This window comes from Cycloclasticus sp. P1, assembly GCF_000299965.1.
Lineage (GTDB): Bacteria > Pseudomonadota > Gammaproteobacteria > Methylococcales > Cycloclasticaceae > Cycloclasticus > Cycloclasticus pugetii.
Map to the genome: position 1 here is coordinate 178,917 of NC_018697.1, position 26,673 is coordinate 205,589.

Below are 26,673 nucleotides of genomic sequence, written 5' to 3' on the forward strand. Positions count from 1 at the left end.
TGATAAGATGAAGGCTACCCTAATATCAATACACGTGCATCAAAGAGGTCGTTATGAGCGCCATTCCAGAAGAATTCCAGAAGAAAACCGAAGCATTGCAGCAGGCAGCTATAACGCCTTTGCCAAATTCAGAAAAAGTTTATATTAAAGGCTCGCGTGATGATATCAACGTGCCGATGCGTAAAATATCATTAGCGGATACAGCGTCTAGTTTTGGCGCAGAAAAAAACCCAGATGTGTATGTTTATGATTGTTCGGGTGTCTATACAGATCCAAATGCAACGATTGATTTGCGTAAAGGGTTGCCGAATGTGCGTTTACCGTGGATTTTAGATAGGAATGATACCGAGCTGCTAGAAGGGCCCAGCTCAACTTTTGGCCAAGAACGGCAAAACGATCCAGCGTTAGCAAGCTTACGTTTTGAGCATATCCAAGCACCTCGACGAGCGAAAGCGGGCGCAAACGTTAGCCAAATGCATTATGCGAAAAAAGGCATTATCACGCCTGAAATGGAATACATAGCGATTCGTGAAAACATGAAGCGTTCTGAAATTAACGCAGAGCAACACCCCGGCGAATCCTTCGGCGCAAGTATCCCTGAGCAGATCACAGCAGAATTTGTGCGTGACGAAGTTGCACGTGGCAGAGCGATTATTCCAGCGAATATTAACCACCCTGAAGTAGAGCCAATGATTATAGGCCGTAACTTCTTGGTTAAAATTAACGGTAATTTAGGTAATTCAGCGGTGACTTCTTCGATTGAAGAAGAAGTTGATAAGATGGTATGGGGCATTCGATGGGGCGCGGATACCATCATGGACTTATCAACCGGTAAAAATATACATGAAACACGTGAGTGGATTTTGCGTAATTCCCCTGTGCCGATTGGTACGGTGCCGATTTATCAAGCCCTTGAAAAAGTAAACGGTAAAGCAGAAGATCTAACGTGGGAAATTTTCCGCGATACTTTGATTGAACAAGCAGAACAAGGCGTTGATTACTTTACAATCCACGCAGGCGTTTTACTACGTTATGTACCGATGACAGCTAAGCGGACGACCGGCATTGTGTCACGCGGTGGTTCTATTATGGCGAAATGGTGTTTAGCACACCATAAAGAAAACTTTTTATATACGCATTTTGAAGATATCTGCGAAATTATGAAAGCGTATGATGTGTCATTTTCATTGGGCGATGGGTTGCGCCCTGGCTCCTTGGCCGATGCAAACGACGAAGCTCAGTTTGGTGAACTAGAAACGTTAGGTGAACTGACGAAAATAGCTTGGAAGCACGATGTGCAAACAATGATCGAAGGTCCTGGTCACGTTCCTATGCATATGATCAAGGAAAACATGGATAAGCAGCTAGAGTGCTGTGATGAGGCGCCTTTTTATACCCTCGGCCCTTTAACAACCGATATTGCACCGGGCTATGACCATATTACATCGGGCATTGGTGCTGCGATGATTGGCTGGTTTGGTTGTGCGATGCTCTGTTATGTTACGCCTAAAGAGCATCTGGGTTTACCGAATAAAGAAGATGTTCGAGTGGGGATTATTACCTATAAAATTGCTGCACATGCGGCGGATTTAGCCAAAGGTCACCCCGGTGCACAAATACGAGATAATGCCTTATCAAAAGCGCGATTTGAATTTCGTTGGGAAGATCAGTTTAATCTTGGTTTAGACCCGGACAGAGCACGTGAATATCACGACGAAACCTTACCTAAAGACTCTGCCAAAGTTGCCCACTTCTGCTCCATGTGTGGGCCACATTTTTGTTCGATGAAAATTAGCCAAGATGTGCGCGATTATGCAGCGAATAAAGGCATAGATGCTCAAGATGCATTGGCTGAAGGGATGGCTGAAAAAGCAGGCGAGTTTAAAAGCAAAGGTGCCGAGCTATATAAGAAGGTTTAACATCTTCTCATAATAGCGCAGAGATCCTGAGCAATCAAAATTCGGCTAGCTTTTTGAAGGAGCTAAATGTTTAGGCTGGCGTTGTTATTAGCTGGCCTAACCAGAGTAAGTTGATTAATCGCTTGAGGCTGAGTCATGGCTGAAATGGATCTTGCTGCTAAGCCGGTTCTTGTTGCTCTGGTATTAGCAACGCTGGTAATGCTAGAAATGCTAGCGCCGATGTTTCGATTTTATGATGCTGTCAAACCACGGTTGAGGCATGATGCGGCTAATATTTTATTAGGTGTTTTAAATGCGGCTATAGCGAGTGTTTTGTTCACGGGTTTGGTGTTGTCAGTCACAACATGGGCAGTGGGCCATTCGTTTGGCCTATTGAATTGGCTGACATTAAACCCCTACCTTGAGTTATTAATTGGTCTATTGTTATTCGATTGCTGGCAATATTGCTGGCATAGACTCAATCATGCAATTCCCTTTTTATGGCGATTTCATGCTGTCCACCATTCGGATGCAGCAATGGATGCCAGTTCAGCGGTGCGGTTTCATAGCGTAGAGATAATATTTTCAAGCGCTCTGCGTTTATTGGTGTTGCCAATCATTGGCTTAAGCGTAGAGCAGTTGCTAATTTATGAGTTGATAGCGTTACCGATTATTTTAATTCATCATAGTAATGTTGCTGTTCCAGCTACGTTGGATAGATTATTACGTGTCATTATTGTTACGCCTCATGTTCATTGGGTTCACCACTCGCACTTGCAAAACGAAACAGATTCCAATTACGCCAGTGTGTTGTCCATTTGGGATAGGGTTTTTGCTAGCTTTTGTTTGCGAGATGATCCTCAAAAGATACGGTTTGGTTTAGGCGATAGATTTGATCAAACGCGGTGGGATCAATTTATTGGGCAGTTAAAACAACCCTTTAATTCAGCCTTATATGAACAAAGAGAAAGCAGTCTTAAAAAGTAATTTGAATAAGTGCTTGTTTGGCTTAGCGAGGGATTTGTCGGCTAACAATAGCCAGCCAAGGTTGTTGTTCTTGTGGTTTCCCTTCGGGGCGATAGTAGTGCGTTAATATCTCGAACCCGGCTTGCTCCAAAAAAGCTTTACTGTCCTTTAGCTCTTGGTAATGCCCGTAACGCTGACCTTGCCAGCCTTCAGCGTTACCGCGTGGATTAGACGTAAATAAAATGCCATTTGGGCGTAAGCACTGATGCAACTTATTCAATACATTTAAAAGTTGTGAGCTTGGCACATGAAACATTGATGCATTGGCGAAAACTCCATCAAAATGTTCAAAGGGCAACGTCATCGTGGCAAAGGTTTGATTAAGTGTTGGGCAGCCGCTGTACTGTGTGGCCATTTTGCAAAAGGTTGGCGAGCCATCTAGGCCTATTGGAACGTGCCCTAAGGATTTAAAGTGTTTTAAATCTCTGCCGGGACCACAGCCAAAATCAAGGATATTAAGGGTTTTGTCTTTTGGAAGGGCGGCTAAGAAGGCCTTAATGTTTTGCGAAACATCATGATCTTTTGTGCCACTCCAAAAAGCGTCTGCATTATGTTCGTAATGCTTTATGGTTGTGGTTTCTTTAGCGCTGATGTCGTCCATTTGTTTATTCCAAAGTTTTTGCTGTCATTTGTCAGTCGAGGCAACTTAAATAACGAACGGGGCGTTGGTTTATGAAAGGTTGTTATTTTTTGTCTGTTTCAATGAAACTGGTGTCGGGTCAGTATAAAATATTCACATGGATATTACACATATATTAGATGGGCTTAACGATGCTCAGCGAGATGCAGTGAGTGGCCCACAAAAGGCCGCACTTATTTTAGCAGGGGCAGGCAGTGGTAAAACGCGTGTGCTGGTGCATCGAGTTGCCTGGCTGATGCAGGTTGAAGGTGTTTCGCCGTATAGTATTTTGGCGGTAACGTTTACTAATAAAGCGGCAGGTGAAATGCGTGAGCGTGTGCAATCGATGCTAAAAACACCGGTTGGTGGCATGTGGATTGGCACCTTTCATGGGATCGCCCATCGATTATTAAGAATGCATGCTCAAGAACTGGGCTTACCAGATGCGTTTCAGGTACTAGATTCAGATGATCAATTTCGGATGATTAAGCGTCTGCTTAAATCAATGAATGTGGATGATTCACGCTGGCCACCTCGCCAAGTCCAATGGTTTATCAATGCACAAAAAGACGAAGGTAAACGAGCGAAACATATTGCGCCGTCGAGTGATCATTTTGAGCAAAAAATGTTAGAGATTTATGCAGAATATGAACAAGTTTGTCAGCGCTCTGGGCTGGTCGATTTTGCTGAATTATTACTTAGAGCACATGAGTTATTGCGTGATAACGATGCGGTAAGAGCACATTATCAGCAGCGTTTTAAACATGTGTTAGTCGATGAGTTTCAAGATACCAATACCATTCAATATGCTTGGTTACGGCTACTCACAGAAGAATCTGAAAACTTATATGTAGTGGGTGATGACGATCAATCTATTTATGGTTGGCGTGGTGCAAAGATTGAGAATATTCATCGTTTTCAAAAAGATTATGCTGAACATAAGGTGGTGCGTTTAGAGCAAAATTACCGTTCCACCAGTACCATCCTAAAAGCAGCCAATGCCATTATTGTTAATAACGATGGGCGGATGGGTAAAGAGTTATGGACCGATGGTGAGGAAGGCGAGTTAATCTCTTTGTATTCGGGCTATAACGATCAGGATGAAGCGCGCTTTGTTGTTGATAGAATTAAAGACTGGGTGACGAATGGGCACAGTCGTGAAGAAGCCGCTATTTTATATCGCTCCAATGCTCAGTCGCGCTTATTTGAAGAGTATCTAATGGCTGCCGGTATTCCTTACCGTGTGTATGGTGGTTATCGTTTCTTCGAACGGTTAGAAATTAAAAATGCATTAGCCTATATGCAACTGGCGACTCATCACGATAATGATGCGGCATTTGAGCGCATTGTTAATACGCCAACACGCGGGCTAGGTACGCGTACGCTAGATATTATTCGTGAGCAAGCTCGTGGGAAAAGCATAAGCCTTTGGCAGGCAGCAAATGAGTTATGTGAGGAAGCGGCGTTAACTGGTCGAGCATTAAATGCATTGACGGGCTTTTTAGCCTTGATTCGTCAACTGGTTGTTGATATGGCGTCGATGAGCTTACATGAAAAAGTTGAACAGGTAATTAGCCGTTCTGGTTTGATTGAACATCATAAAAAAGAAAAAGGCGAGAAGGGCGAAGCACGAGTAGAAAACTTAGAAGAGCTTAGCAATGCAGCGCGTCAATTTGCCTATGAGGCCGATGAAGCTGAAGAGTTGAGTGAGTTAGACTCATTTTTAGCCCATGCTGCTTTAGAGGCTGGTGAAGCTCAAGGTGATAAATTTGAAGACTGCGTTCAATTGATGACCCTGCATTCGGCAAAAGGCTTGGAGTTTCCACTGGTCTTTATGGTTGGTATGGAAGAAGGCTTGTTTCCTAGTCAGCGCTCGGTTGATGATGCAGCGAAACTAGAAGAAGAGCGACGGCTAGCCTATGTTGGTATTACACGAGCAAAGGAGAAGTTGTATTTGACCTCTGCAGAATCGCGTCGTTTACATGGGCAAGAAAGCTATCCGATGCCGTCTCGTTTCATTAGGGAAATTCCTGCAGAGTTAATGCAGGAGGTTCGTTTAGGCGCTCGTGTAACACGCCCCGTAGTAAGCAATCAACAAGCTAGTTTTAGTGATGAATCAGCCGTTGGTTTTAAAATGGGCGAGCATGTCGTGCATGCAAAATTCGGCGAAGGTGTGGTGTTGAATATTGAAGGCAGTGGTGCGCAAGCGCGAGTGCAGGTTAATTTTTCTTCAGCGGGTAGTAAATGGCTAATGCTTGCCTATGCGAAATTAGATAAAGTTTAGCCTTAAAACGCCCCAGCTTATGTTCAATAAGCTGGGGGAATAGCTATTAATTTAAAATGGGTAGTGCACGTGGTTTGGTGCAACTGTAACCCAGCGTAATTCGGTAAACTCATCAATCACTGCACGGCCATCGAAGCGTCCATAACCGGTTGCTTTAGTACCGCCGTACGGCGCTTGAGCTTCGCCATTAACAGTTGCGCTGTTAATGTGACAAATGCCCGATTCAATATGTTTTGCCATTTTCATCGCTCTTGGGAAGTCGCGGCTGAAGACAGAGGCCGATAAACCGTATTCCGTATCATTTGCAACAAACAGTGCTTGTTCATCGTCTTTAACGCGAATAATAGAAATAACCGGACCAAAAGACTCCTCGTGATAGGCGCGCATGTCAGCAGTAACATTATCTAAAATAGTGGCAGGCATCGATGCGCCCTCTGCTGTTCCGCCAGAAACTACGTTGGCGCCTTTGTCTACTGCATCTTTAACAATACTGTTTAAGCGCTCACCGGAGGACGAGTCAATCAGTGGGCCAACAATGCACATTTCGTTGCCGGGTTCCGCTGGATTGCCCATGGTCAGTTGTGCGGTAGCGGCAGCAAATTTTTCTATAAATTCATCAGCCACTTTTTCATCTACGATGATACGGCCTGTTGTCATGCAAATTTGACCTTGATATAAGAAGCAACCAAACACAGCCGCTCTAACCGCTTCGTCAATATTGGCATCGTCTAGAATCACTAGCGGAGACTTTCCACCTAACTCAAGCAAACAGCGTTTTAAATGCTTTGCTGCTTGCTGAGCAATAATGCTGCCGACACGAGTAGAGCCTGTGAAGTTAATGCGGCGGATGGCTGGGTGTGCAATCAATGCTTCAGTGATTTGAGGTGCATCTTCAGAAGCATGTGTGATAACGTTTAAAACACCTGCTGGTAAACCTGCCTCAAACAGCGCTTCGCAAACCAATAGATGCGTTTTTGGGCTGACTTCAGAAGCGCGAAAGACAACCGTATTACCAAATGCAATAGGGTAGGCAATGGCTCTAGCTGCTAACGCTACAGGGCCATTCCAAGGTGCCATACTTAACACAACACCAACGGGTTGGCGGAATGTCATAGACAGTGTGTCAGGCTTATCCGTTGGGATTGTTTCACCCTGTACTTGGGTTGTTAAGCCTGCGGCTTCACGGAATAAACCCGCTGCCATCATTACGTTAAAGCCAGACCATAAGGCGGATGCACCCACTTCGGCCGCCATGGCTTGAATAATATCATTCGTTTTGCTTTCTAGGATGTCGGCTGCTTTGAGTAATAAAGCGCGACGCTCGGTTGGGCCAGTTTCTGACCAAGTTTTAAAAGCAATAGCAGCGGTTTCAGCTGCTTTGTTTGCATCGTCAATGGTTGCAGCAGCACCTTGAGAAACAACGTTGCCAGTGAGTGAATTTAGGCGTTCAAATGTTGCGCCATTTGAGGCGTCTACGGCCTCATTATTGATGATAAGTTGGGTTTTCATAGTGTTCCGTTGTTATTATATAAGCATTTAATTATGAATGTTTTTTTCAATGACTACAAATGAATTTCGAGAAAAAGATAGCTAATCGATATTCATGTGGTTGTATGCTCGCAAAGGCTTAGTGCTTATGCAAGAGCAATCTTAAGATTAAGCTGACGAATACATGACATAACAAGGGCTTGCCCGTAAACCTGGAACTAGACCGTTGTTTTTGTGTGTTGAACGACGCGCCCAATGCTCAATAGGTGGGATATTATGTGGAATATATGATTGAGATCAAGAAATACATGATTGTTAGCACTTTAAGGGTGTTTTTCTTGAGAGAAAATTAGGATTATTTGTCTACATTAGTGGGTATGGAATGAATATAGAAAAAGGAGTTAATCATGCTTACATATGAAGATTGTGTCGAATTGAGTGGTCTCACCAACGAAGAAATAGAGGCTATCGCAGAGCATGAACATGTGCCAAACATTGTAGCGTTAGAGCTAGGGCATTACTTGCTTGAAACTGAAGCTGGCGTTCCAGCAATTAAAGAGATTATCTTAGACGATATCCATGAGGCAGAAGCGTGTGCTAACCTTGTGCAAAGTGCTAAGCTCAAGTTAGTGCTTCAACACTTTGTTAGCCAGCACCCTTATCATGAAGTTGGGCAATAACCCGTTGGTTGGGCACTGGCATAAAAGGTCGTTTTGATACGTCAGATATGGCCTAAAAAGGCATAGGGTATTGTCTTCTAATGGTTTTAATTCCCTCGTTAACTTCATCAGATAGCGTTAGGTCAATAGACGCAATATTGCTTTTTAATTGCTGCATACTGGTAGCGCCAATTAAATTAGAGCTAACAAAGGGTTGCTGATTAACAAAGGCTAACGCCATTTGGCAAACATCAAGCTGATGTTTTTTAGCTAGCGCGATATAGGCTTCAATAGTGGCATCTGTTTGTGCGTTAGCACGATGTTCAACACGCGAATCAATAGCCAAACGGGTGCCTTCAGGCATAGCGCCGTTAAGGTATTTCCCGCTGATTAAACCACGAGTTAAAGGCGACCAAGCGAGTAAGCTGCAATCTTCATGTAGACTAATTTCACTAAGGTCTGGCTCAAAGTGCCTAGCCATTAATGAGTATTCATTTTGAATCGATACCATACGTGGTAATTGATGTTTTTCAGACAACTCTAGCCATTTAGAGATGCCCCAAGCAGTTTCATTTGATAGACCCACATGGCGGATTTTGCCTGCCTTGATAAGCTCATCCATGGTTTCAAGAACTTCAATGAAGTTGTCTTCAACCGCTTGTTTGTCAAAGTTAGGAGCGTAGTCCCAAATTTGACCAAAGTGATAAGAACCGCGGTTTGGCCAATGCAGTTGATAAAGGTCGATGTAGTCGGTTTGTAAACGTTTTAAACTGTCTTCAACGGCTAATAGAATATTTTTACGGTCAATAAAGTTGTTGCCCTCACGTACCCACTCCATACCTGGCCCGGCAATTTTTGACGCAAGGATCACCTTGTCGCGATTTTTACGTGAGGCAAACCAGTTACCAATAATAGTTTCAGTTTTGCCGTAGGTGTCAGGTGTTGGTGGAACAGCATACATTTCAGCGGTATCAAAAAAATTGATGCCCTGAGTGAGAGCATAATCCATTTGCTCAAAGCCTTCTTCTTGCGTGTTTTGACGGCCCCATGTCATGGTGCCAAGGCCAATTAAACTAACGTTAAGATCGGTTCTACCCAGTTGTCTGTATTGCATAGTGAGGTCCTGTTTTTTAATGTCTATTCATCTTATCGACCCAAGCCATGCCAATGGCTGATAGGACGAAAGTAATATGCAGAATAACGTACCACATCAGTTTATCGTTGGCGATATGCTCGGCATTCATAAACTTTTGAAGTAAATGGATTGAAGAAATTGCGACGATTGAGGCGGCTACCTTTTGCTTCAAAGAGCCAGAATCTAATTTGCCAAGCCAAGACAGCTTTTCGGCACCTTCTTCAATATCAATTCGCGAAACAAAGTTTTCGTAACCACTGAGCATCACCATAATAATTAGCCCACCCACCAAAGACATATCAACTAGCGAAAGAATCACCAGCACCATGTCCGATTCTGTAGTGGATAAAATAATGGGGAAAAAGTGAAAAGCTTCTTGAAAAAACTTGATAGATAATAAAATTAGAGCAAGGCTTAAACCAAGGTAGATAGGGGCGAGTAGCCACCTTGAGGCATAAAGTATTTTTTCTAGGCGTTGTTCAATACGCTGCATAAGATTGAATTGGGATCAGTGATAAAAAAGTTAGTATACATGGATTAAGTCTAGTTTTTAACACTTCTCTCTATGGTGTATTGTCGGTAATATAGATAGCTAGTGGGTTCAATTTTAGGGGGTTAAAAGCGCCATTATTTTGTGCGTTTTTTAGCGAGAAAAGCCCCATTACACTAAAATATCGTACACTGGGCAGATTTGGTGTTTATATTCAAAAAAACGCTTGTTAAATGATAGATGGCAAAACAGGGTGCTATTGTTATTAAGATGAATATCTTGGCAGTTAATCAATAAAAAGCAGTCGCAAGCTGCATTAAAGAGTCAATGGAGAACATATAAATGAAACGTCGTGATGTACTGAAATCATTTGGCAGCGGTATGGTCGCAGCCACGTCACTCGCTGTGGGTGGAAAGGCCTTAGCTGCCAAGCCAGAATTTAAATGGAAAATGGTAACAACATGGCCCAAAAACTTTCCTGTATTAGGCACAAATGCTAATTATTTAGCAAAAACCATAGAGGAAATGACTGGGGGGCGTATTCGTATCAAAGTGTATGGTGCCAACGAACTGGTCCCTGCTTTTGAAGCCTTTGACGCAGTGTCTCGTGGCACTGTAGAAATGGGTCACGGTGCGCCGTATTATTGGAAAGGCAAGAGTGAAACGGCGCAATTCTTTTCCGCCATCCCTTTTGGAATGACAGCACAGGAAGTTAACGGTTGGTTGTATTACGGCGGCGGCCTTGCGTTATGGGAGGAACTGTACGACCGATTTAACCTAGTGCCTATGGCAACGGGTAATACGGGTGTTCAAATGGCCGGCTGGTTTCGTAAAGATATTAACTCTGTGGATGACTTGCAAGGTTTAAAAATGCGTATTCCTGGTCTAGGTGGCGAAGTGTTAAGCCGTGCAGGTGGAACGCCCGTCAGTATGCCAGGCGGTGAAATCTTTACCTCACTGCAATCAGGTGCTATTGATGCAACCGAATGGATTGGGCCTTATAACGACTTGGCCTTTGGTTTGTATAAAGCAGCAAAAAACTATTATTACCCTGGTTGGCATGAGCCTGGCTCAACGCTAGAAACATTTGTTAATAAACAGACCTTTGAGTCGTTACCGAAAGATTTGCAAGCCATTGTAAAACACGCATGTAAAGACGCTAGTATGGACATGATTTCAGAGTTTAGCGCAAAAAATAATGCAGCATTAGACACCTTAGTAAATAAGCATCAAGTCAGTGTTAAAGCCCTACCGGATGATGTGCTGAAAAAACTTCACTGGCTATCCAATGAAGTGGTACAGGACATTGTAGATAGAGATGCGTTCTCACAAAAAGTTTATGCCTCGTATAGTAGCTTTCAGCAGCAAGCGATTAAATGGTCGGATGTGTCAGAGTATGCATACATGCGGGCTAGGGGGTTAGGAGCTTAACGTTTCATACATCAACTGAGCTGAAAGAATGAAACTAATTTTAAAAACTTGCGCCGCATTTTTTAATGCACTGTTTGAGTAATGTTTTAACGAAAAAGGCTAATGATTATGAATGATTCGTCTGAAAATAAAGAGTCTGATAAACGAGCAGGGGAGATAAATGCTGATAGGGCTTATCGAGAGTTGCATTTGACGCTTGGTAAAGAAACCATTCAGCAGGTGGTTAGCAGTTTTTATGACCTTATCAAAGTGCATCCAACGCTTGGTGGTTACTTTTCTGAGGTGAAAGATTGGGACGAGCTTAAACAACGAATAGGTCATTTTTGGTGGATTGATTTAGGCGGTAAGCGTTATCGTGAAGATATTTATAACCCCCATGCCGTACACCGCTATTTAAAAATTCCACCAAGCCTGGTTGATGATTGGGTGGCGTTATTCTCGCGTAATTTATATGAGCACTTGCCAAAGAAGTACGCAGACATTTGGCTTGTCCGTGCTACTAAAATGGCAGAGTGGATTCGTACTGATTTGCAGCAACATCAAGAGTCTTAGTGCTCGTTTAGGGCGTTAACCTCCTTAGCGATATAACCAGTTTTTAAGCAAGCGTGTGACTGCTGGCATAACAAGGTAAGTCATCAGTAAGACTTGTCCCACCACCATAATGGCAAGTTTTAGTATAGGCGTTAAGGTTGACAACCAAGGCGCAAATACTTGGTTAATGGTTACTAATAAAGAAAATACCACGACCATTAGCACTAGGGCCATTTTGTGCCGGTTAGGTGGGGCGCTACTGGGCACTTCTGGCAAGGTAAACCAAAATTCTAACCCAGAAACTTTCTTTATTTTTGTACTGCCTTCAATAAGCCCTTTTTCATCAAGTTCATCTAAAAAGCGCTGCCTTTGTTCAGACTCTTCCCATTTTTTTTGGTGTGCATAGGAATTAAAACCAACAATAAGCACATAATCACCGCCTGTTTGTGCAGATGGCTTTAGGATGTGCACACCTTGGTGCCCGGGAAATTTAGTGGCCACCTCAGAAAGCCGGTGTAGCCAGTCTTCATACTGTTGTTCTGCGCCTTTTTTTACCTTGCGTGCAATTGAAACGGTAACGGCGGTATTGTCTGTGTCAGCCATTATTAACTAGTACGTTGCCAAATACTCAGCTGACTAAAGCTGTGCTGAAATTTTCGACTGGTATCGCGAATAACAAAGGGCACATCGGTGGGGTCGTTAACTAATTTAAAATGCTCACCTAAGTGATCTTTTAAGCCTTCTAAGGTGGAATATGGCTCGCCATCCTTACGAATGCCGCCTAACCAGTTTTCTTTAGGCGTGAACTCTTCCAGCCATGTGTATGGTGAAGCAATGGCCAATAGGCCGCCGACGTTAATTCTGTGGCGAATATCATTTAGGAAAACGGCGGGTGTGCGTAAACGGTCAATAAGGTTAATGGCCAGTACTAAGTCATAATTGGTAAATTGTGGTTTTAGGTTGGTAGCATCACCTTGAAAAAACTCAATATTGTCGCGATTGTTGCTAAGGCCAATGTGCTCTAAAGTTTGTTCATGATAGGAGACTATTTCACCTTCTTCGATTAGCTCATAATGAATTTTGCCTTTTTGCTGCATTTGATGAGCAATGCGGATAAAGCGCGCAGAAAAGTCGATGCCAGTGACCGCATCAAAATGTTGTGCCAGTTCAAAAGAAGCCCTGCCAACGGCGCAACCTAAATCAAGTGCGCGAGTGGTGGGTTTATCTTGCAGTTGTTCCAAACATAATTGAACACAATGAGCAGAAAGGTCTTTTACATCAAAGTAAGTCGGGCCGTAATGAAAGTGGCAATACTGAGAGACAGCGGTATCGGTTTCGTACATAGCAGATGGTTTTTCCATAGGTTGTGTTGATTCTACATAGCGGAATCCCGCATGTTGATAAAAGTGGCGCCTAAAGGCATAGCGTGCGTGTTTGGTGGCCTCGTTGCCGGTTGAAATCCAACAGCCGCCTTTAATTAAATTATGTTGTGTGTCAAAGGTGGGGGTGGAAAAATCGTCATATAACGGGTGAACTTCAAAGCCATCAAAGCCACTGATGGGTGTTTCTGTCCATTGCCATGCGTTGCCGATTAAGTCGTGAAATTCGCCAAAGGCAAAGTGATCAACTGGGCAGGCAGATGCCCAATGTTCCAGATTAATGTTGCCGGGTGCTTGTTCCCACTCTGGTTGGTCAGGAATATTGTGAAGCTGGTGTAAGTGTTGCCATTGCTCCTCGGTGGGTAGGCGAATAGGTTTTCCTTTCTTTTCGCTAAGCCAGTTACAAAACGCTTTTGCTTCTAAGTAATTGACCTCTGCTGGCCAGTTCCAAGGCATTTCTTGCTCTTCTAATAAGGTGCGAAGAAGGTAGCGATCATTTTTTTGTATCCAAAAAAGCGGGTGTTCGGGTTTTTTATATTGCACCCAGTTCCAGCCTTCTTCGGTCCAAAATCTTTTTTGATGATAGCCGTTGTCTTTTATGAAGCTGAGAAACTCAGCATTAGAAACAAGGTACTTACTGGCGGAAAACTCCTCAATATCGACAACTTTTTCACCGTATTCGTTATCCCAGCCATAGGTTTTGTGGTTTTTATCTTTACCAAGTTTAATGCGCCCACTTTCAACATTAAGCAGTTCATTACTAGGGGCTTCTCCTACATGAGGGCAAACATTCCAAGTGCTATGTTGCTGCAAATGTTCAAGCGGCATTTGGCGAATAATAGCGGAAGAGGTTTCAATATGGATACGTTGGTGCTCAATGCCCATAAGAATAGGCCAAAACGGGCTTTCCCAAGTAATCGGAAGTTCGAGCGGTAGGGTGCTTATGAGTGAGTCAATCAGTGTTAAGACGGTTTGTCGGTACGTCTGTACCTCGCTAATGATAGGCCAATCGTAATTGGCCTCATTCAAGTCATCCCACGACATTTCATCCACACCGACGGCGAAGATTGATTCAAAGCGCGGGTTAACACGCCTTTGGATCAGCGAGGCAAGGCTGAGTTTATTGATGAAAAAAGTAGCAGTATGGCCGTAATAAAAAACAAGAGGGTGGCGGAGAGATTCAGGCCTTAAATAAAAAGCCTCATCATGTTTTAGTGTGCTGTATAACTGTTCTTCTAGCTGAAATGTTTTGTGTAGGTAGTCGCGAATTTCTTCTCTTTTTTGTTCAACGGACCCTGTGTTCAGCAAAACTGTTTTAGTTATTTTTACGTCATGATTAATTTCTTCTGCTACGGATGACATGTTTCCCCTCGTTGGTTACATTCCTTTTATTCTATTACTGGCTTTGAAAAAAGCAAAGGTATTACACATAAGATTTGTTAATAGGTGATTAAAGTCAATTATTGTAAATGATGCTGGGGAGCCAGGTCGTTAGCTCTGGCCAAACAGCTAATAAGGCTAATAGGACTAGTTGTATTAATATAAATGGTAGAACGCCTCGGTATATTTGACTGGTTTTAATAGCCGCCGGTGCAACACCGCGTAAGTAAAATAATGCAAATCCAAAAGGTGGTGTAAGGAACGAAGTTTGTAGGTTTAACGCAATCATAATACCCAGCCAAACTGGGTTGATATCCATTGCTAATAAAATAGGTGCAACAATGGGTACGACAACAAAGGTTATTTCAATAAAATCTAACACGAAGCCTAAAAAAAACATAACCAGCATGACCACCAGCATAGCGCCGAATACCCCACCTGGTAAGTCAGACAGTAATTCTTCTATCAGTTCATCTCCGCCAAAACCTCTAAAAACTAACGAAAATAGCGAAGCGCCAATCAATATAAAAAACACCATACTGGTAACCTGAGTGGTGTCCTGTGTTACAGCTTTTAATTGGGCAAGGCTAAGTTGTTTTTTTAAATAAGCGAGAAAAGTTGCGCCTACCGCGCCAACAGAAGCGGCCTCGGTTGGTGTTGCGATGCCGGCAATAATAGAACCCAAGACGGCGATAATTAAAACCAAGGGCGGCATTAGGCCGGTTATTAAGCCTAAATAAAGTGATTTATCGACCTGTTGGCTGGGTAAAGCCGGGCAGCTGGATGGTTTAAAAAAAGCCAGGCCAGCTAAGTATATTAAATACAAAGCCACTAATAAAATACCTGGAATTAGGGCGCCAGCAAACAGGTCACCAACGGAAACAGTGTCTGGCGAAAAAATGCCCATATCGAGTTGAGCTTGCTGATAGGCAGACGAAATAACATCGCCAAGTAGCACTAATACAATGGAAGGGGGGATAATTTGACCCAGTGTGCCAGAGGCACAAATGGTGCCGCAAGCCAGCGCCGGGTCATATTGACGTTTTAGCATGGTCGGTAAAGACAATAACCCCATGGTTACAACGGTGGCCCCGACAATACCGGTGCTTGCAGCCATTAACATACCAACTAATACAACCGAGAAACCTAAACCGCCCGGTAGGGTGCCAAATAGCTTAGACATGTTTTCAAGCAGGCTTTCGGCAATTTTAGCCTTTTCTAGCATCACGCCCATAAATACAAATAAGGGAACGGCAATTAATGTGTCGTTTTCTATAATGCCAAATAATCGATTCGGTAAGGCGGCTAAAAAAGCAGTGTCAAAGGTGCCAAAGTAATCACCGGCAAAGGCAAAAATTAAAGCGGTTCCTGCCAAACTAATGGCAACGGGGTAGCCCATTAGTAAAACAAGAAAGACAACGGCAAACATCCATAAGGCAATACTACCGTCCATGATTAGCCTCGCGTAAGGTGCAAATTGATTTCATGATTTCGGATAAGCCTTGCAAGAACAATAAAAAAGCCATCAGTGGAATTAACGATTTAAGTAAGAAGACGCCGTCTAGTCCACCTGCTTCTCTAGAGCCTTCAAAGTAAGCCCACGAAGTAGATACGTAGTCCCAGCTGGCATGTGCGATAAAGATACTTACGGGGAGCAATAAAAACACTGAGCCCAGCAAATTGACGATAGCGCGACCTTTCGGCCCTAGGCGTTGATAGAAAATATCTACACGTACATGACCATTTATTTTAAGTGTATGTGCAATGGCCAACATAAATACTAAGCCATGTAGGTAGGTTATGGACTCTTGTGCGGCGATCGAGCCGATGTTGAAGCCGTAACGTAAGGTTACAATGCCAAACATAACGACAACCATCAAAGCAACGAACCAAGAAACGGTATTAAAAATAACCCTGTTAATAGAGTCTATAAGACAGATCAGCGTATTGAACATGTGGTTTGAGTTTCATAACGAAGAGGCTATATTACAATGTGTTGTCAACTGAATACAGGCTTATGCGTTAAATTAGGTTGGACAATAAAGGATGATGGTTTAGCGAGGCTTTTGCAGAAGACGGCCAAGCTGGATAAGTTTCTAGCGGGCTTAAAAAAGAAAAAATATGGTCATGTAGAGTTTGCAAAGAAACAAATGAGGAGTGTTAGGCCTTGTTCAAAAAATAAGGCTGCTTGTTTACTTAGCGCAAGGTCGGATTAATAATTATTCTAAACAGTAATTGTTAGGAAGCTCCCGGCGGGCTAATAAAATTTGTTTCATGGCATCAGGGTCCTTTAGGTGAGTCATTTCGCCTTCTTTTGGAAAGTGCACGTCTCTTAAGCGCGATAACCAAAATCTAAAAGCAGCTGCACGTATTACAATAGGCCAGTGTCTAACTTCGTCTTCTGTCAGCGGTCTAATAGCTTGGTAAGCAGACATAAAGGCTTTAAAGCGAGTGTTGTCTAAGGAGCCATTAGTGTTGATGCACCAGTCATTTACAGCAACGGCTATATCGTAAGTAAAATAGTCATTACAGGCATAATAAAAGTCAATAATGCCGGATAGCTGGTCGCCAGAAAATAAGGCGTTGTCTCTAAACAAATCGGCATGGATAACGCTTTTAGGTAGACCTAATGTGTCATAGGGGGCCTGAAAAGCCAATTCGCTGTTGATAAGTTCAGCGGAATCTTGGTCAACTAATGGTAACAGTAATTCTGCCGCTTGTTGTCGCCAGTGAGCGCCTCGACTATTGTCGCGATAAATGTCTAGTTCTAAGCTGGCTAAGTGTAAATTTGCCATTGCCTGACCAATAACGGCGCATTGGGTCGAATTGGGGCTGTCAACATCAGTGCCGGCTAACTTTTCTACCATGGCTGCCGGTTTACCATTTAAGGTAGATAGGTAATTGCCTGCTTTATTGAGGATCGGTTGTGCACTAGGGACATCCTTGGCTGAGACAAAAGCCATGATCGTTAAAAAGTAGGGTAACTCTTCTGCTTTTAATTCCTCAAACAGCGTTAATACATATTGGCCGCGGGTGGTTGTTACAAAATAGTTGGTGTTTTCAATACCGGAACTAATACCTTGAAAGCTAACAAGGTGGCCCAAATCGTAATGCGTTAAATGAGCGACCAGCTGGGCGCGCTCAACGACCGTATAGACAGACATAACTTAGAAAACCGCTTTGGAACTACCAGCTAAACAGTAACCATTGGGGAATGTTCATGCCTTTTTCTAAGTCTGAACGGCGCGTTTCCAAATTGCCATCACCGTCGGTATCCACCATATAATAAGCCGGTGCGTTTTTAGGTGAAATTTTCACCATGTAAACATTGCCGTTAACACTGTACTCAGTAATCGTTTCTTTCTCTTTACGGGTGATCGTAATGTCAGGTGACATATTCTCACCGCTGACAATTTGTGAAGGCAGTTCGGGCGGCTCAGGGACAACAGTCGGTCTTGCATCTTCTGCCGTAGCGTTTGATAAATACATCAGTAGTAGGGCTAGAATAATGGGTAAGCAGCGGCGCATGATTTTCCTTTGGAATAAAGTGTTTCTCCAATTATGACACTAACTGGTGAGTTTTTACAATTTGGCTTTGTTTTAGCGGTTTTAAAGCTCTAGCAGTATTTCTTCTTCTTCGGCAGAAGGCGCAAATCCACGCTGCTCGTAGAAGTCAAAAATAGCTGTTAGCACCTCATCGGGTGTTTCACAAAGCTGAAATAGATCGAGGTCTTCTTTTTTAAGGGTTCCTGTTGCCACTAAGGTGTTTGAAAACCAATCAATTAGGCCGTTCCAGAATTCTTTATTAACGAGAATAATGGGTATCTTTCGAGTCTTGCCTGTTTGAACCAAGGTTAAAATTTCAGCCAGTTCGTCTAAGGTGCCGTAGCCACCCGGTAAGACAACGTAAGCGGTGGCGTATTTGACAAACATGACTTTACGGGCAAAAAAATGTCTGAAATTTAAGCTGACGTCTTGGTAAGGGTTGGACTGTTGTTCATGTGGTAACAGAATATTAAGCCCTATACTTGAAGACGGGCCTTTAAAGGCGCCTTTATTGGCAGCTTCCATAATGCCAGGGCCGCCACCGCTAATAACAGAAAAGCCGGCGTTGGATAAGGCAAGGGAAATGGCTTCGGCGCGTTGGTAATCAGGGTGATCTTCATTGAGCCGTGCAGAACCGTAGACACTGACGGCAGGCTTAATGTGTGAGAGCTGTTCAAAACCATCGACGAATTCGGCAATAATTTGAAAAATTTTCCATGCTTCGCGTTTTTGATCGCTCATCTGCTGCTCCTGTTTTTTATAACATGGTAATCGGTTTGCGCAGTATAAGGCTAAATTAAAGGATCGTTGTTGCCTGAGTGAAACTTATGTTCTTTGCTCGATACCCTTGGGTATAATCTTGCGTATATAAATATTGGATAGGTTCATGGCTGAAAAAACATTGGTATTGGTAGATGGCTCTTCTTACTTATTTCGTGCCTATCATGCACTGCCATTATTAACAAACTCAAAAGGTGAATACACCAACGCCATTTTAGGCGTAACAAACATGCTTAAAAAACTGGTTGAGACGTACCCAGAGGCATATTTTGGTGTCATATTTGATGCCCCAGGAAAGACGTTTCGTAATGATATGTATCCTGAGTATAAAGCCAACAGGGCGTCAATGCCTGACGAGTTGCGAGAGCAAATTAAGCCATTACATCAGTTAATAAAAGCAATGGGGCTGCCTTTAGTTATGGAGCCAGGTGTTGAGGCGGATGATGTGATTGGTACATTGGCTAAGCAGGCCGAAGAGGAAGATCTTAATGTTGTTATTTCAACAGGCGATAAAGACATTGCGCAGCTAGTCACCAATAAAACGTCGTTAATTAACACAATGAATAACCAATGGCTGGACGAAGAAGGCGTGAAGGAAAAGTTTGGTGTGTCGCCTGACATGATTATTGATTATTTAGCCTTGATGGGCGATACCTCCGACAATATTCCGGGTGTGCCTAAAGTGGGACCAAAAACGGCTGCAAAGTGGCTCAATGCATACGGTTCACTGGATGAAATTATCGCAAGGGCTGATGAAGTAAAAGGCAAAGTGGGTGAGAGTTTGCGTGATCACCTTGATGCGATTCCGTTATCAAAAGAGCTCGTAACGATTAAATGTGATGTACCGTTAGATAAGGCTCCGGCGGATTTAATAAGAACGCAGCCGGATACAGAAACCTTAAAGGAGATGGTAAGCCATTATGAGTTTAATTCATGGTTAAAACAGTTGGGTGGAACAAAGGCGTCGACCGTTGCCAGCGAACAGGTGGATGAGAAACCGTTACCGGCAAAAACTGAATTAACCGTAGAAACGATTCTAGATGAAGCAACATTTAACCAATGGTTGGCAAAGCTGACAGAGGCAGAGTTGTTTGCCTTTGATACCGAAACAACACATTTAGACTATACGAAAGCATTGGTCGTGGGTGTTTCATTTGCTATTGAAGCAGGTCATGCGGCCTATGTTCCGTTGGCTCATAGCTATCCCGGTGCGCCACAACAACTGTCTAGGCAATGGGTGTTGGATCAATTAAAACCCTTGTTAGAGTCAGAAAGTGCTCGTAAGGTCGGTCAAAATCTTAAATATGATGCGAACGTGCTTGCTAATCACGGTATTAGCTTGGCGGGAATTTGTCACGATACTATGCTTCAGTCTTACGTTTTAAACAGCACTGCGTCGCGGCACAATATGGATGCCTTGGCTGAAAAATACTTGGGGCAAGAAACTATTCATTACGAAGATGTGGCGGGTAAAGGCGCAAAACAAATATGTTTTGATCAAGTGTCTATTGAGCTGGCAGCACCTTACGCAGCGGAAGATGCTGATATTACGTTACGTTTACATCAGCATATTTTTCCTCAGTTAAAGCAAATAGACAGTTTGGCAACGGTCTATGAAACGATAGAAATGCCACTGGTGCCTGTGTTAGCCAGAATGGAGCAAACAGGGGTGTTGGTTGATGAGCAAATGTTAAGTCAGCAAAGTGGCGAATTAACCGCCAGCATTAAAGCCTTGGAAACGCAGGCCCATGAGGCTGCGGGCCAACCATTTAATCTGGGGTCGCCAAAGCAAATCCAAGAGATTCTGTACGATAAATTAGGCTTGCCAGTCTTAAAGAAAACACCCAAGGGTCAACCTTCGACGGCAGAGAGCGTTTTGCAAGATTTGGCCGTTGATTTTCCCTTGCCGCGCTTGATTCTTGAGCACCGTAGTTTGAGTAAGTTACGCTCAACCTATACCGATAAATTACCAAAACAAATTAACCCAGTAACTGGGCGTGTGCATACTTCCTATCACCAAGCGGTTGCGGCAACGGGACGATTATCTTCATCTGATCCGAATTTACAGAATATTCCGGTACGCAGTGAAGAAGGTCGAAGGATTCGCCAAGCATTTATTGCAGAGGAAGGCTTTACTGTCATGGCAGCTGATTATTCACAAATTGAGTTGCGGATTATGGCGCATTTATCGCAGGACACGGGTCTTTTGCAAGCCTTTAAAGAGGGTTTAGATGTGCATAAGGCAACAGCAGCAGAAGTGTTTGGTGTGCCCGTTGATCAAGTTGAGACTCATCAGCGCCGTTCGGCTAAGGCGATTAATTTCGGCTTAATTTATGGCATGTCTGCGTTTGGTTTAGCGAAACAGTTAGATATTGATCGCGGCGCTGCTCAAGGCTATATCAATTTGTATTTTGAAAGGTATCCAGGCGTAAAACAATATATGGACGAAACACGTGAGTTGGCGCGTGAGCAAGGGTATATTGAAACGTTATTCGGTCGACGTTTATACCTGCCTGATATTCTGGCTAAGAATGGACAACGTAGGCAGTATGCCGAAAGAACGGCTATTAATGCGCCCATGCAAGGAACAGCGGCAGATATTATTAAGTTAGCCATGTTATCGGTGGATAATTGGTTGCAAGTTGATAAACCTGCTGTGCGAATGGTGATGCAGGTGCATGATGAATTAGTGTTTGAAGTCGAAAACAGTTATTTAGATCAGGCCGCGAGCATTATTCAACAAAAAATGAGTGGGGCAGCATCTTTGGATGTGCCATTAGTCGTGGATGTTGGTATGGGTAAGAACTGGGATGAAGCGCATTGATCGGTGATATGTTTGCTGTAACTGAACAGAGCTTTGAAGGATAGGCGCGTGTTGAAAAAATACTTAATGTTGAACTTTTTTTAAAACGCGCAGTCTATTTAGTTGTATCTGTAAAGATATACTTGCTCATAAACTTCCCCTCCCCTTGAGCAAGTTTCCGGTTAGCAATAACCGGGGTTTTATAAGGCTCTAGGCTATTTGTATGGTTCTAGAGCTTTTTTTTGCCTATTATTTTTGTACATTAAGGTGCTCATCCAACCAGTTATGTAGTTGTTCGACACCTTCTTTTTTTAGCGAAGAAAATAGCTCAACTTGTACATTTCCAGGTGAATCTTTAAGTTGTTTTTGAACGGCAAATAAAGTGTTTTTAGCGTTATTTCGATTAAGTTTGTCGGCCTTGGTTAGGGCTACAAAGACGTCCAAATTTAGATGAGTAGCATAGTCAATCATTTGCCTATCGTACTCACCTAAAGAGCGGCGGATATCGACGAGTAAAACCAGACCGTGCAGTGCCTGCCTTTTTTCTAGGTAGCGCTCAAGCTCAGTTTGCCACTGTTGCTGAATTTTAGGCGGGACTTTAGCGAAGCCATAGCCGGGTAAATCAACAAGACAGCGCTGATCATCAAGCTTAAAATAGACAAGTTGTTGAGTTCTGCCGGGCGTTTTGCTGGTTCTGGCGAGGCTTTTTTGATTGGTCAATGTGTTGATGGCGCTGGATTTTCCAGCATTAGATCTACCAGCAAAGGCCACCTCATATTCAACCCCTTTAGGAGTTGTTTTGAGGTTGGGAGCGTTTAGTAAGTATTCTGCGCGGTGATAAAGAGGGTTCATGTTACAAGCCAAGCGATAAATTTGTTTATTGTACCGGAGCAAGCAATTTGCAGTGGGGATAACAACAAATCACTTAGAAAAATACTAAATTCAATTAAATTTATTGTAAAATTACGCGCTAGTCTAGCGTTAAGCTAAATATATTGGAGAAATAAAGATGAATAAGGTGTTACTGGCGATAGCCGTTTTACTGCTATCAATTACTGGTCAATCATGGGCGGGTGATGCGGCAGCAGGTAAAGCAAAATCAGCGCAATGTGCGGCTTGCCATGGTGTGGCTGGCATTAGTCCTATGGGTATTTACCCTAATTTAGCGGGTCAAAAAGAACAGTACTTGGTAAAGCAAATAAACAACTTTCGTTCAGGCGTGCGCAAAGACCCTTCAATGCAGGCGATGGTTAGTGCTTTAACTGACGATGACGTGGCGAATCTTGCGGCATATTATGCTGGAATTAAATAAATAAGTAGGCTTGGAATGATGATGAAATTGAACATATTATTGGTTTGTTTTTTTACTGCCTTAGTATCAACGAATGCTTTTGCCGTTGGTGATATTGAAGCCGGCAAGGCGAGTGCAGCAGTTTGCGCGGCTTGCCACGGTCAAAATGGCATCAGCTCCAATCCGATGTGGCCAAAGTTAGCGGGGCAGCATGCTTATTATATTGAAAAAGAACTGCACGACTTTCGAAGTAAAAAACGAAATGACCCAACAATGGCGCCAATGGTTGCCGGTTTGACAGATGTTGATATTGAAAATTTAGCGGCTTACTTTGCCAGCGTGCCGTCAACGGTTGAGGCGGCTAGCGCAGATAAAATTAAGCTGGGCGAAAAGATATACCGTGCTGGAAAGGTTGATAATGGTTTACCGGCTTGTATTGCATGTCATGGCCCTAATGGGGCAGGTAGTGCGCCAGCGCGTTTCCCACGTATTGGCGGTCAGCACGCAGCTTATTTATCTAAAGCGCTGAAGGATTTCAAAGCAGAAACACGAAATAACGATCATCAAGCAATGATGCGTGACATTGCTGGTCGGATGAACAATAAAGAAATTGAAGCAGTTTCATCATATATTTCTGGTTTGCACTAAACGAACGTTTTTTCTGCAAAAAGGGGCAGTTTGCTGCCCCTTTTTGCTATTAGCTTAGTGCTTGCGCAAGCGCAGCCTAAAATTTCTTATGAAAAATCCACAACCAGCGACAAGTACTTCGTCAGTTAGAACCTCAGCCTTGTTGTTGAAGTTTATGGGGTCGATGAACTTGGCGATAACCCTTTTAGTGGCGCTATCTATAGCGGCCATTATTGGGACGGTTTTACAGCAAAACCAGTCATACACAGACTATATAATAAAATTTGGACCCTTTTGGTTTGATGTGTTTAATCAACTTGGGCTCTATGATGTTTATTCGTCCAGTTGGTTTTTATTTATTTTGCTTTTTCTGGTGCTGTCTACCAGTACTTGTATTTATAAAAACGCGCCAAATATGTTGCGCGAAATGCGTGAATATAGGCAAAACATCCAACTTAAAACCTTGGAGAATTATTCAAACACCTATAGTTGGACGTTACCTCAACCGATGGCTGATGTGCAGCATGTTACGCAAAAGATATTCTCACATAATGGCTATAGTGCTCGGCTGAAAGAGGGTGAGTCTTATACCTTGATTGCTGGTATGAAAGGTGGGGCTAGCAGACTGGGCTATATTTTAACGCACGTAGCTATTGTGCTTATCTGTATTGGCGGCTTGATAGATGGTAATGCAGTCTTGAAAGCACGAGAAATGTTGGGTCAAATCATACCCGAAACTCAAAACATTGTAGCCAATGAGGTGCCTGAGGTCAGTCGCTTAGGTATTAATAATCAGTCTTTTAGAGGCAGTGTTTCGATACCAGAAGGTCGTCAAACAGATGTCTTGTTTCTTAACTATAAAGACGGTTACTTGGTGCAAGAGCTGCCTTTCACGGTGGAAGTTAAAGATTTTAGGATAGAGCATTATGAAAGCGGTCAGCCGAAATCATTTGAAAGTGATTTGGTGATTTATGACGAGCGCTTGGATCAACCCTTAGAGCAAACTATTTCCGTTAATCATCCGTTAATCTACGATGGGTATTCTATTTATCAGGCCAGTTTTTCTGATGGTGGCTCTAAACTAGAAATGCTTGCTTGGCCACTAAACGGCGAAAGTAATGTAGGTAAAAAGGTGGACACTAAGGTTGGTGCGGAAGTACCAATAAATTTATCTGGTGAGAGGTGGATTCTAGAACCATCTGATTTTCGATTATTTAATATCAATCCATCGGCTGAGGCGGATAAAAAGTTTGAAAATGCAGGCCCTAGCGTACAGTTTAAAATGCGTGACAAAACGGGCGAAGCGAAAGAGTATTTAAACTATATGGTGCCAGTAGAAAAAGAAGGTGCATATTATTATTTAAGTGGGGTGCGTAGTTCACCGGCTGAGGAGTTTAGGTATTTGTATATTCCCGCAGACGATAAAGGCAGTATAAAACGGTTTATGAATTATCTGCATGCGCTTGGTAATGAAGAGTTGTTGCGTAGAATAGTAACAGAGCAAAATTTTGCCGGTTCGACCTTACCGTCTACTGATGCTGCGCAATTAAACGAAGCGATGATTAAATTGGTAGGGCTATTTATTGAAAATGGAATGGATGGCGTGATCGATAATGTTGAGAAAAATGTACCAGCTGATAAACGTGAAGAAGTCACCAAACTTTACGTTAGGGTGCTTCAACAAATGTTGGGCGCAGTATATGTTGATGTATTGTTGAATGAAGGCGTAGATGTCAGCTTAGGTATAGATGAAAAAAAGGCTGAGTTTTTTGATGCTGCCTCGGCTGCAATGAGTGCAATTGGCCGTTATGGCTCACCAGTCTATTTTCAACTTGCTAGCTTTGTCCATTTGCAAGCGAGTGGCTTGCAAATTGCGAAGGCACCAGGGAAGAACTTAGTTTACCCGGGCTGTGCGATGCTGATATTAGGGGTGTTCTTAATGTTTTATGCCCCTCAGCAGCGGTTATGGGCACGACTGGAAGAAAAAGATGGCGGGCTAAGGTTTGTTTTGGCCGGTCATGCGATTAGAAATAAATTAGACTTTTCGAAACAATATAAACAGATCCAAGCACAGTTTGATCGTGTTTTAACAGGTTAAGGTAACGATATGAACAGTACACATGCAGCGTTGCAACAAGAATTAGATCAGCAATCTTTTTGGAAAGGGCTCGGTATAGTTGATTGGGTGTGGGCGATTATGGTGTTGCTTGGCAGCGGATATGCCTATGCGAGCTATGCCTCGTTAATGGATGTATATGAGCAGGTTATTTTATTTTCAACCGGTATCAGTTTAGTTGCCTTAGGTTGGCATTGGAAAGAAATTAGGGGGCTGTCACTGGCAGTTTTTTTACTCAGTATTTTTGGCATTAGTCGCTACACAAACGGGCTGACTGATGTGGAGACGGATTTCTTTTTGCGGTTTTTGGTATCAAGTCAATCAGCCATTATGTGGATGAGCGCACTGTATGTGCTTGCAACGGTTACTTACTTTATTGCGTTTTTTGCACGTTCAGACTTTATAGGGAAAGTTGCCAGCGCGATGACCTGGTCGGCAACAACAATGGGTTTGGTTGGGTTAATGGTTCGTTGGAGAGAGTCATACCTTATCGGCTTAGATGTTGGGCATATCCCAGTGAGCAATTTGTATGAAGTGTTTATTTTATTTTCAATTATTACGGCCTTGTTGTATTTGTTTTACGAGCGTCGTTATCAGACACGCATGTTAGGCGGGTTTGTACTGCTAATTATTAGTGCAGCGGTTGCCTTTTTGCTTTGGTATGCGTTTGATAGAGATGCCGCCGATATTCAACCATTAGTGCCGGCCTTACAGAGCTATTGGATGAAAATTCATGTGCCAGCCAACTTCGTTGGTTACGGTGCGTTTGCCTTAGCTGCTATGGTAGCAACTGCCTATTTAATTCGTGTCAGAGCGGAACGACTTAACTCGAATAGTATTGCAATGGCCTTGCCTGCGTTAGATATTCTTGATGACCTTATGTATAAATCCATCGCTCTAGGGTTTGCATTTTTTACCTTGGCGACCATTTTAGGCGCGTTATGGGCGGCTGAAGCATGGGGTGGTTATTGGTCTTGGGACCCTAAAGAAACTTGGGCCTTAATTGTTTGGTTGAATTATGCAGCTTGGTTACATATGAGGTTAACAAAAGGTTGGCGTGGAAAACCGATGGCTGCATGGGCCATTGTTGGTTTGTTTGTTACCTTGTTTGCCTTTTTGGGTGTCAATATGTTCTTGTCTGGTTTGCATTCATACGGCGAACTTTAGCGTTATCAATTTTAGGAGAGAAT

General features: G+C 43.1%; 23 protein-coding genes. 11 read left to right on the plus strand and 12 right to left on the minus strand.

Translation table 11 applies throughout. The annotated features are described in order from the left end of the window. Positions 1 to 53 precede the first annotated feature (53 nt). Positions 54 to 1,919: a phosphomethylpyrimidine synthase ThiC gene (thiC, locus tag Q91_RS00905; RefSeq protein ID WP_015004993.1), complete on the plus strand. Its 1,866-nt coding sequence runs from the start codon at positions 54 to 56 to the stop codon at positions 1,917 to 1,919. Positions 1,920 to 2,054: 135 nt separating this feature from the next. Beyond that, positions 2,055 to 2,885 carry a sterol desaturase family protein gene (locus tag Q91_RS00910; RefSeq protein ID WP_015004994.1) on the plus strand — a complete coding sequence of 277 codons (831 nt, stop codon included), beginning with the start codon at positions 2,055 to 2,057 and terminating at the stop codon, positions 2,883 to 2,885. A gap of 22 nt (positions 2,886 to 2,907) precedes the next feature. Here the strand turns inward: Q91_RS00910 and Q91_RS00915 are convergent, their stop codons facing one another. Further along, the gene (locus Q91_RS00915; RefSeq protein ID WP_015004995.1) at positions 2,908 to 3,525 is read right to left on the minus strand and encodes a bifunctional 2-polyprenyl-6-hydroxyphenol methylase/3-demethylubiquinol 3-O-methyltransferase UbiG; all 618 of its coding nucleotides are present in this window, start codon (positions 3,523 to 3,525) and stop codon (positions 2,908 to 2,910) included. A 136-nt stretch (positions 3,526 to 3,661) separates the two neighbouring features. Between Q91_RS00915 and uvrD the strand changes: the two genes are divergently transcribed. Next, positions 3,662 to 5,827 (plus strand): DNA helicase II, encoded by a 2,166-nt coding sequence (uvrD, locus tag Q91_RS00920; RefSeq protein WP_015004996.1) that lies wholly within the window; start codon positions 3,662 to 3,664, stop codon positions 5,825 to 5,827. A gap of 51 nt (positions 5,828 to 5,878) precedes the next feature. Here uvrD and Q91_RS00925 read toward each other — a convergent pair whose 3' ends face one another. After that, entirely contained in the window at positions 5,879 to 7,336 is a 1,458-nt protein-coding gene (locus Q91_RS00925) for an aldehyde dehydrogenase (RefSeq protein WP_015004997.1), read from the minus strand. Positions 7,337 to 7,722: 386 nt separating this feature from the next. Between Q91_RS00925 and Q91_RS00930 the strand changes: the two genes are divergently transcribed. Beyond that, entirely contained in the window at positions 7,723 to 7,995 is a 273-nt protein-coding gene (locus Q91_RS00930; protein WP_015004998.1) for a hypothetical protein, read from the plus strand. A 52-nt stretch (positions 7,996 to 8,047) separates the two neighbouring features. Here Q91_RS00930 and Q91_RS00935 read toward each other — a convergent pair whose 3' ends face one another. Together Q91_RS00935 and Q91_RS00940 are read right to left on the minus strand one after the other, a co-directional pair. After that, positions 8,048 to 9,088: an aldo/keto reductase gene (locus Q91_RS00935; protein WP_015004999.1), complete on the minus strand. Its 1,041-nt coding sequence runs from the start codon at positions 9,086 to 9,088 to the stop codon at positions 8,048 to 8,050. A gap of 16 nt (positions 9,089 to 9,104) precedes the next feature. Further along, positions 9,105 to 9,593, minus strand: coding sequence for a TIGR00645 family protein (locus tag Q91_RS00940; RefSeq protein ID WP_026362537.1), 489 nt, complete (start codon positions 9,591 to 9,593; stop codon positions 9,105 to 9,107). A gap of 348 nt (positions 9,594 to 9,941) precedes the next feature. On the opposite strand from Q91_RS00940, the gene Q91_RS00945 reads away from it, so the two are divergent. Next, positions 9,942 to 11,030 carry a TRAP transporter substrate-binding protein gene (locus tag Q91_RS00945; RefSeq protein ID WP_015005001.1) on the plus strand — a complete coding sequence of 363 codons (1,089 nt, stop codon included), beginning with the start codon at positions 9,942 to 9,944 and terminating at the stop codon, positions 11,028 to 11,030. A gap of 108 nt (positions 11,031 to 11,138) precedes the next feature. Beyond that, positions 11,139 to 11,582: a group III truncated hemoglobin gene (locus Q91_RS00950; protein WP_015005002.1), complete on the plus strand. Its 444-nt coding sequence runs from the start codon at positions 11,139 to 11,141 to the stop codon at positions 11,580 to 11,582. Between the two features lie 24 nt (positions 11,583 to 11,606). Here Q91_RS00950 and Q91_RS00955 read toward each other — a convergent pair whose 3' ends face one another. From Q91_RS00955 to Q91_RS00990, 7 genes are all read right to left on the minus strand, one after another. Then, positions 11,607 to 12,164, minus strand: a complete 558-nt coding sequence (locus Q91_RS00955) for an antibiotic biosynthesis monooxygenase (RefSeq protein ID WP_015005003.1) — start codon at positions 12,162 to 12,164, stop codon at positions 11,607 to 11,609. 2 nt (positions 12,165 to 12,166) lie between these two features. Continuing rightward, the gene (gene ovoA / locus Q91_RS00960; protein WP_015005004.1) at positions 12,167 to 14,302 is read right to left on the minus strand and encodes a 5-histidylcysteine sulfoxide synthase; all 2,136 of its coding nucleotides are present in this window, start codon (positions 14,300 to 14,302) and stop codon (positions 12,167 to 12,169) included. 94 nt (positions 14,303 to 14,396) lie between these two features. Beyond that, complete coding sequence (locus Q91_RS00965; protein ID WP_015005005.1) at positions 14,397 to 15,773, minus strand: TRAP transporter large permease subunit; 1,377 nt, start codon at positions 15,771 to 15,773, stop codon at positions 14,397 to 14,399. Continuing rightward, complete coding sequence (locus tag Q91_RS00970; RefSeq protein WP_015005006.1) at positions 15,763 to 16,185, minus strand: TRAP transporter small permease subunit; 423 nt, start codon at positions 16,183 to 16,185, stop codon at positions 15,763 to 15,765. The genes Q91_RS00965 and Q91_RS00970 overlap by 11 nt, the downstream gene beginning before the upstream one ends. 354 nt (positions 16,186 to 16,539) lie before the next feature. Next, positions 16,540 to 17,484: a homoserine kinase gene (locus Q91_RS00980; protein WP_015005008.1), complete on the minus strand. Its 945-nt coding sequence runs from the start codon at positions 17,482 to 17,484 to the stop codon at positions 16,540 to 16,542. 22 nt (positions 17,485 to 17,506) lie between these two features. Next, on the minus strand, positions 17,507 to 17,848 hold the full coding sequence (locus tag Q91_RS00985; protein WP_015005009.1) for a DUF2782 domain-containing protein: 342 nt from the start codon (positions 17,846 to 17,848) through the stop codon (positions 17,507 to 17,509). Positions 17,849 to 17,929: 81 nt separating this feature from the next. Continuing rightward, the gene (locus Q91_RS00990) at positions 17,930 to 18,607 is read right to left on the minus strand and encodes a TIGR00730 family Rossman fold protein (protein ID WP_015005010.1); all 678 of its coding nucleotides are present in this window, start codon (positions 18,605 to 18,607) and stop codon (positions 17,930 to 17,932) included. Positions 18,608 to 18,752: 145 nt separating this feature from the next. Here Q91_RS00990 and polA point away from each other — a divergent pair, with 145 nt between their 5' ends. Then, entirely contained in the window at positions 18,753 to 21,470 is a 2,718-nt protein-coding gene (gene polA / locus Q91_RS00995) for a DNA polymerase I (protein ID WP_015005011.1), read from the plus strand. A gap of 228 nt (positions 21,471 to 21,698) precedes the next feature. On the opposite strand, the gene yihA is transcribed toward polA, so the two are convergent. Beyond that, positions 21,699 to 22,301 carry a ribosome biogenesis GTP-binding protein YihA/YsxC gene (yihA, locus tag Q91_RS01000; RefSeq protein WP_015005012.1) on the minus strand — a complete coding sequence of 201 codons (603 nt, stop codon included), beginning with the start codon at positions 22,299 to 22,301 and terminating at the stop codon, positions 21,699 to 21,701. A 157-nt stretch (positions 22,302 to 22,458) separates the two neighbouring features. Here yihA and Q91_RS01005 point away from each other — a divergent pair, with 157 nt between their 5' ends. The 4 genes from Q91_RS01005 to ccsB all read left to right on the plus strand — a co-directional run bounded on the left by Q91_RS01005 (position 22,459) and on the right by ccsB (position 26,650). Further along, positions 22,459 to 22,761: a cytochrome c gene (locus Q91_RS01005; RefSeq protein ID WP_015005013.1), complete on the plus strand. Its 303-nt coding sequence runs from the start codon at positions 22,459 to 22,461 to the stop codon at positions 22,759 to 22,761. A 15-nt stretch (positions 22,762 to 22,776) separates the two neighbouring features. After that, complete coding sequence (locus Q91_RS01010; protein WP_015005014.1) at positions 22,777 to 23,388, plus strand: cytochrome c; 612 nt, start codon at positions 22,777 to 22,779, stop codon at positions 23,386 to 23,388. 88 nt (positions 23,389 to 23,476) lie between these two features. Next, complete coding sequence (locus Q91_RS01015) at positions 23,477 to 25,465, plus strand: cytochrome c biogenesis protein ResB (protein WP_015005015.1); 1,989 nt, start codon at positions 23,477 to 23,479, stop codon at positions 25,463 to 25,465. A gap of 9 nt (positions 25,466 to 25,474) precedes the next feature. Continuing rightward, a complete protein-coding gene (gene ccsB / locus Q91_RS01020; protein WP_015005016.1) occupies positions 25,475 to 26,650 on the plus strand; it encodes a c-type cytochrome biogenesis protein CcsB in 1,176 nt (391 codons plus the stop codon). Positions 26,651 to 26,673 lie beyond the last annotated feature (23 nt).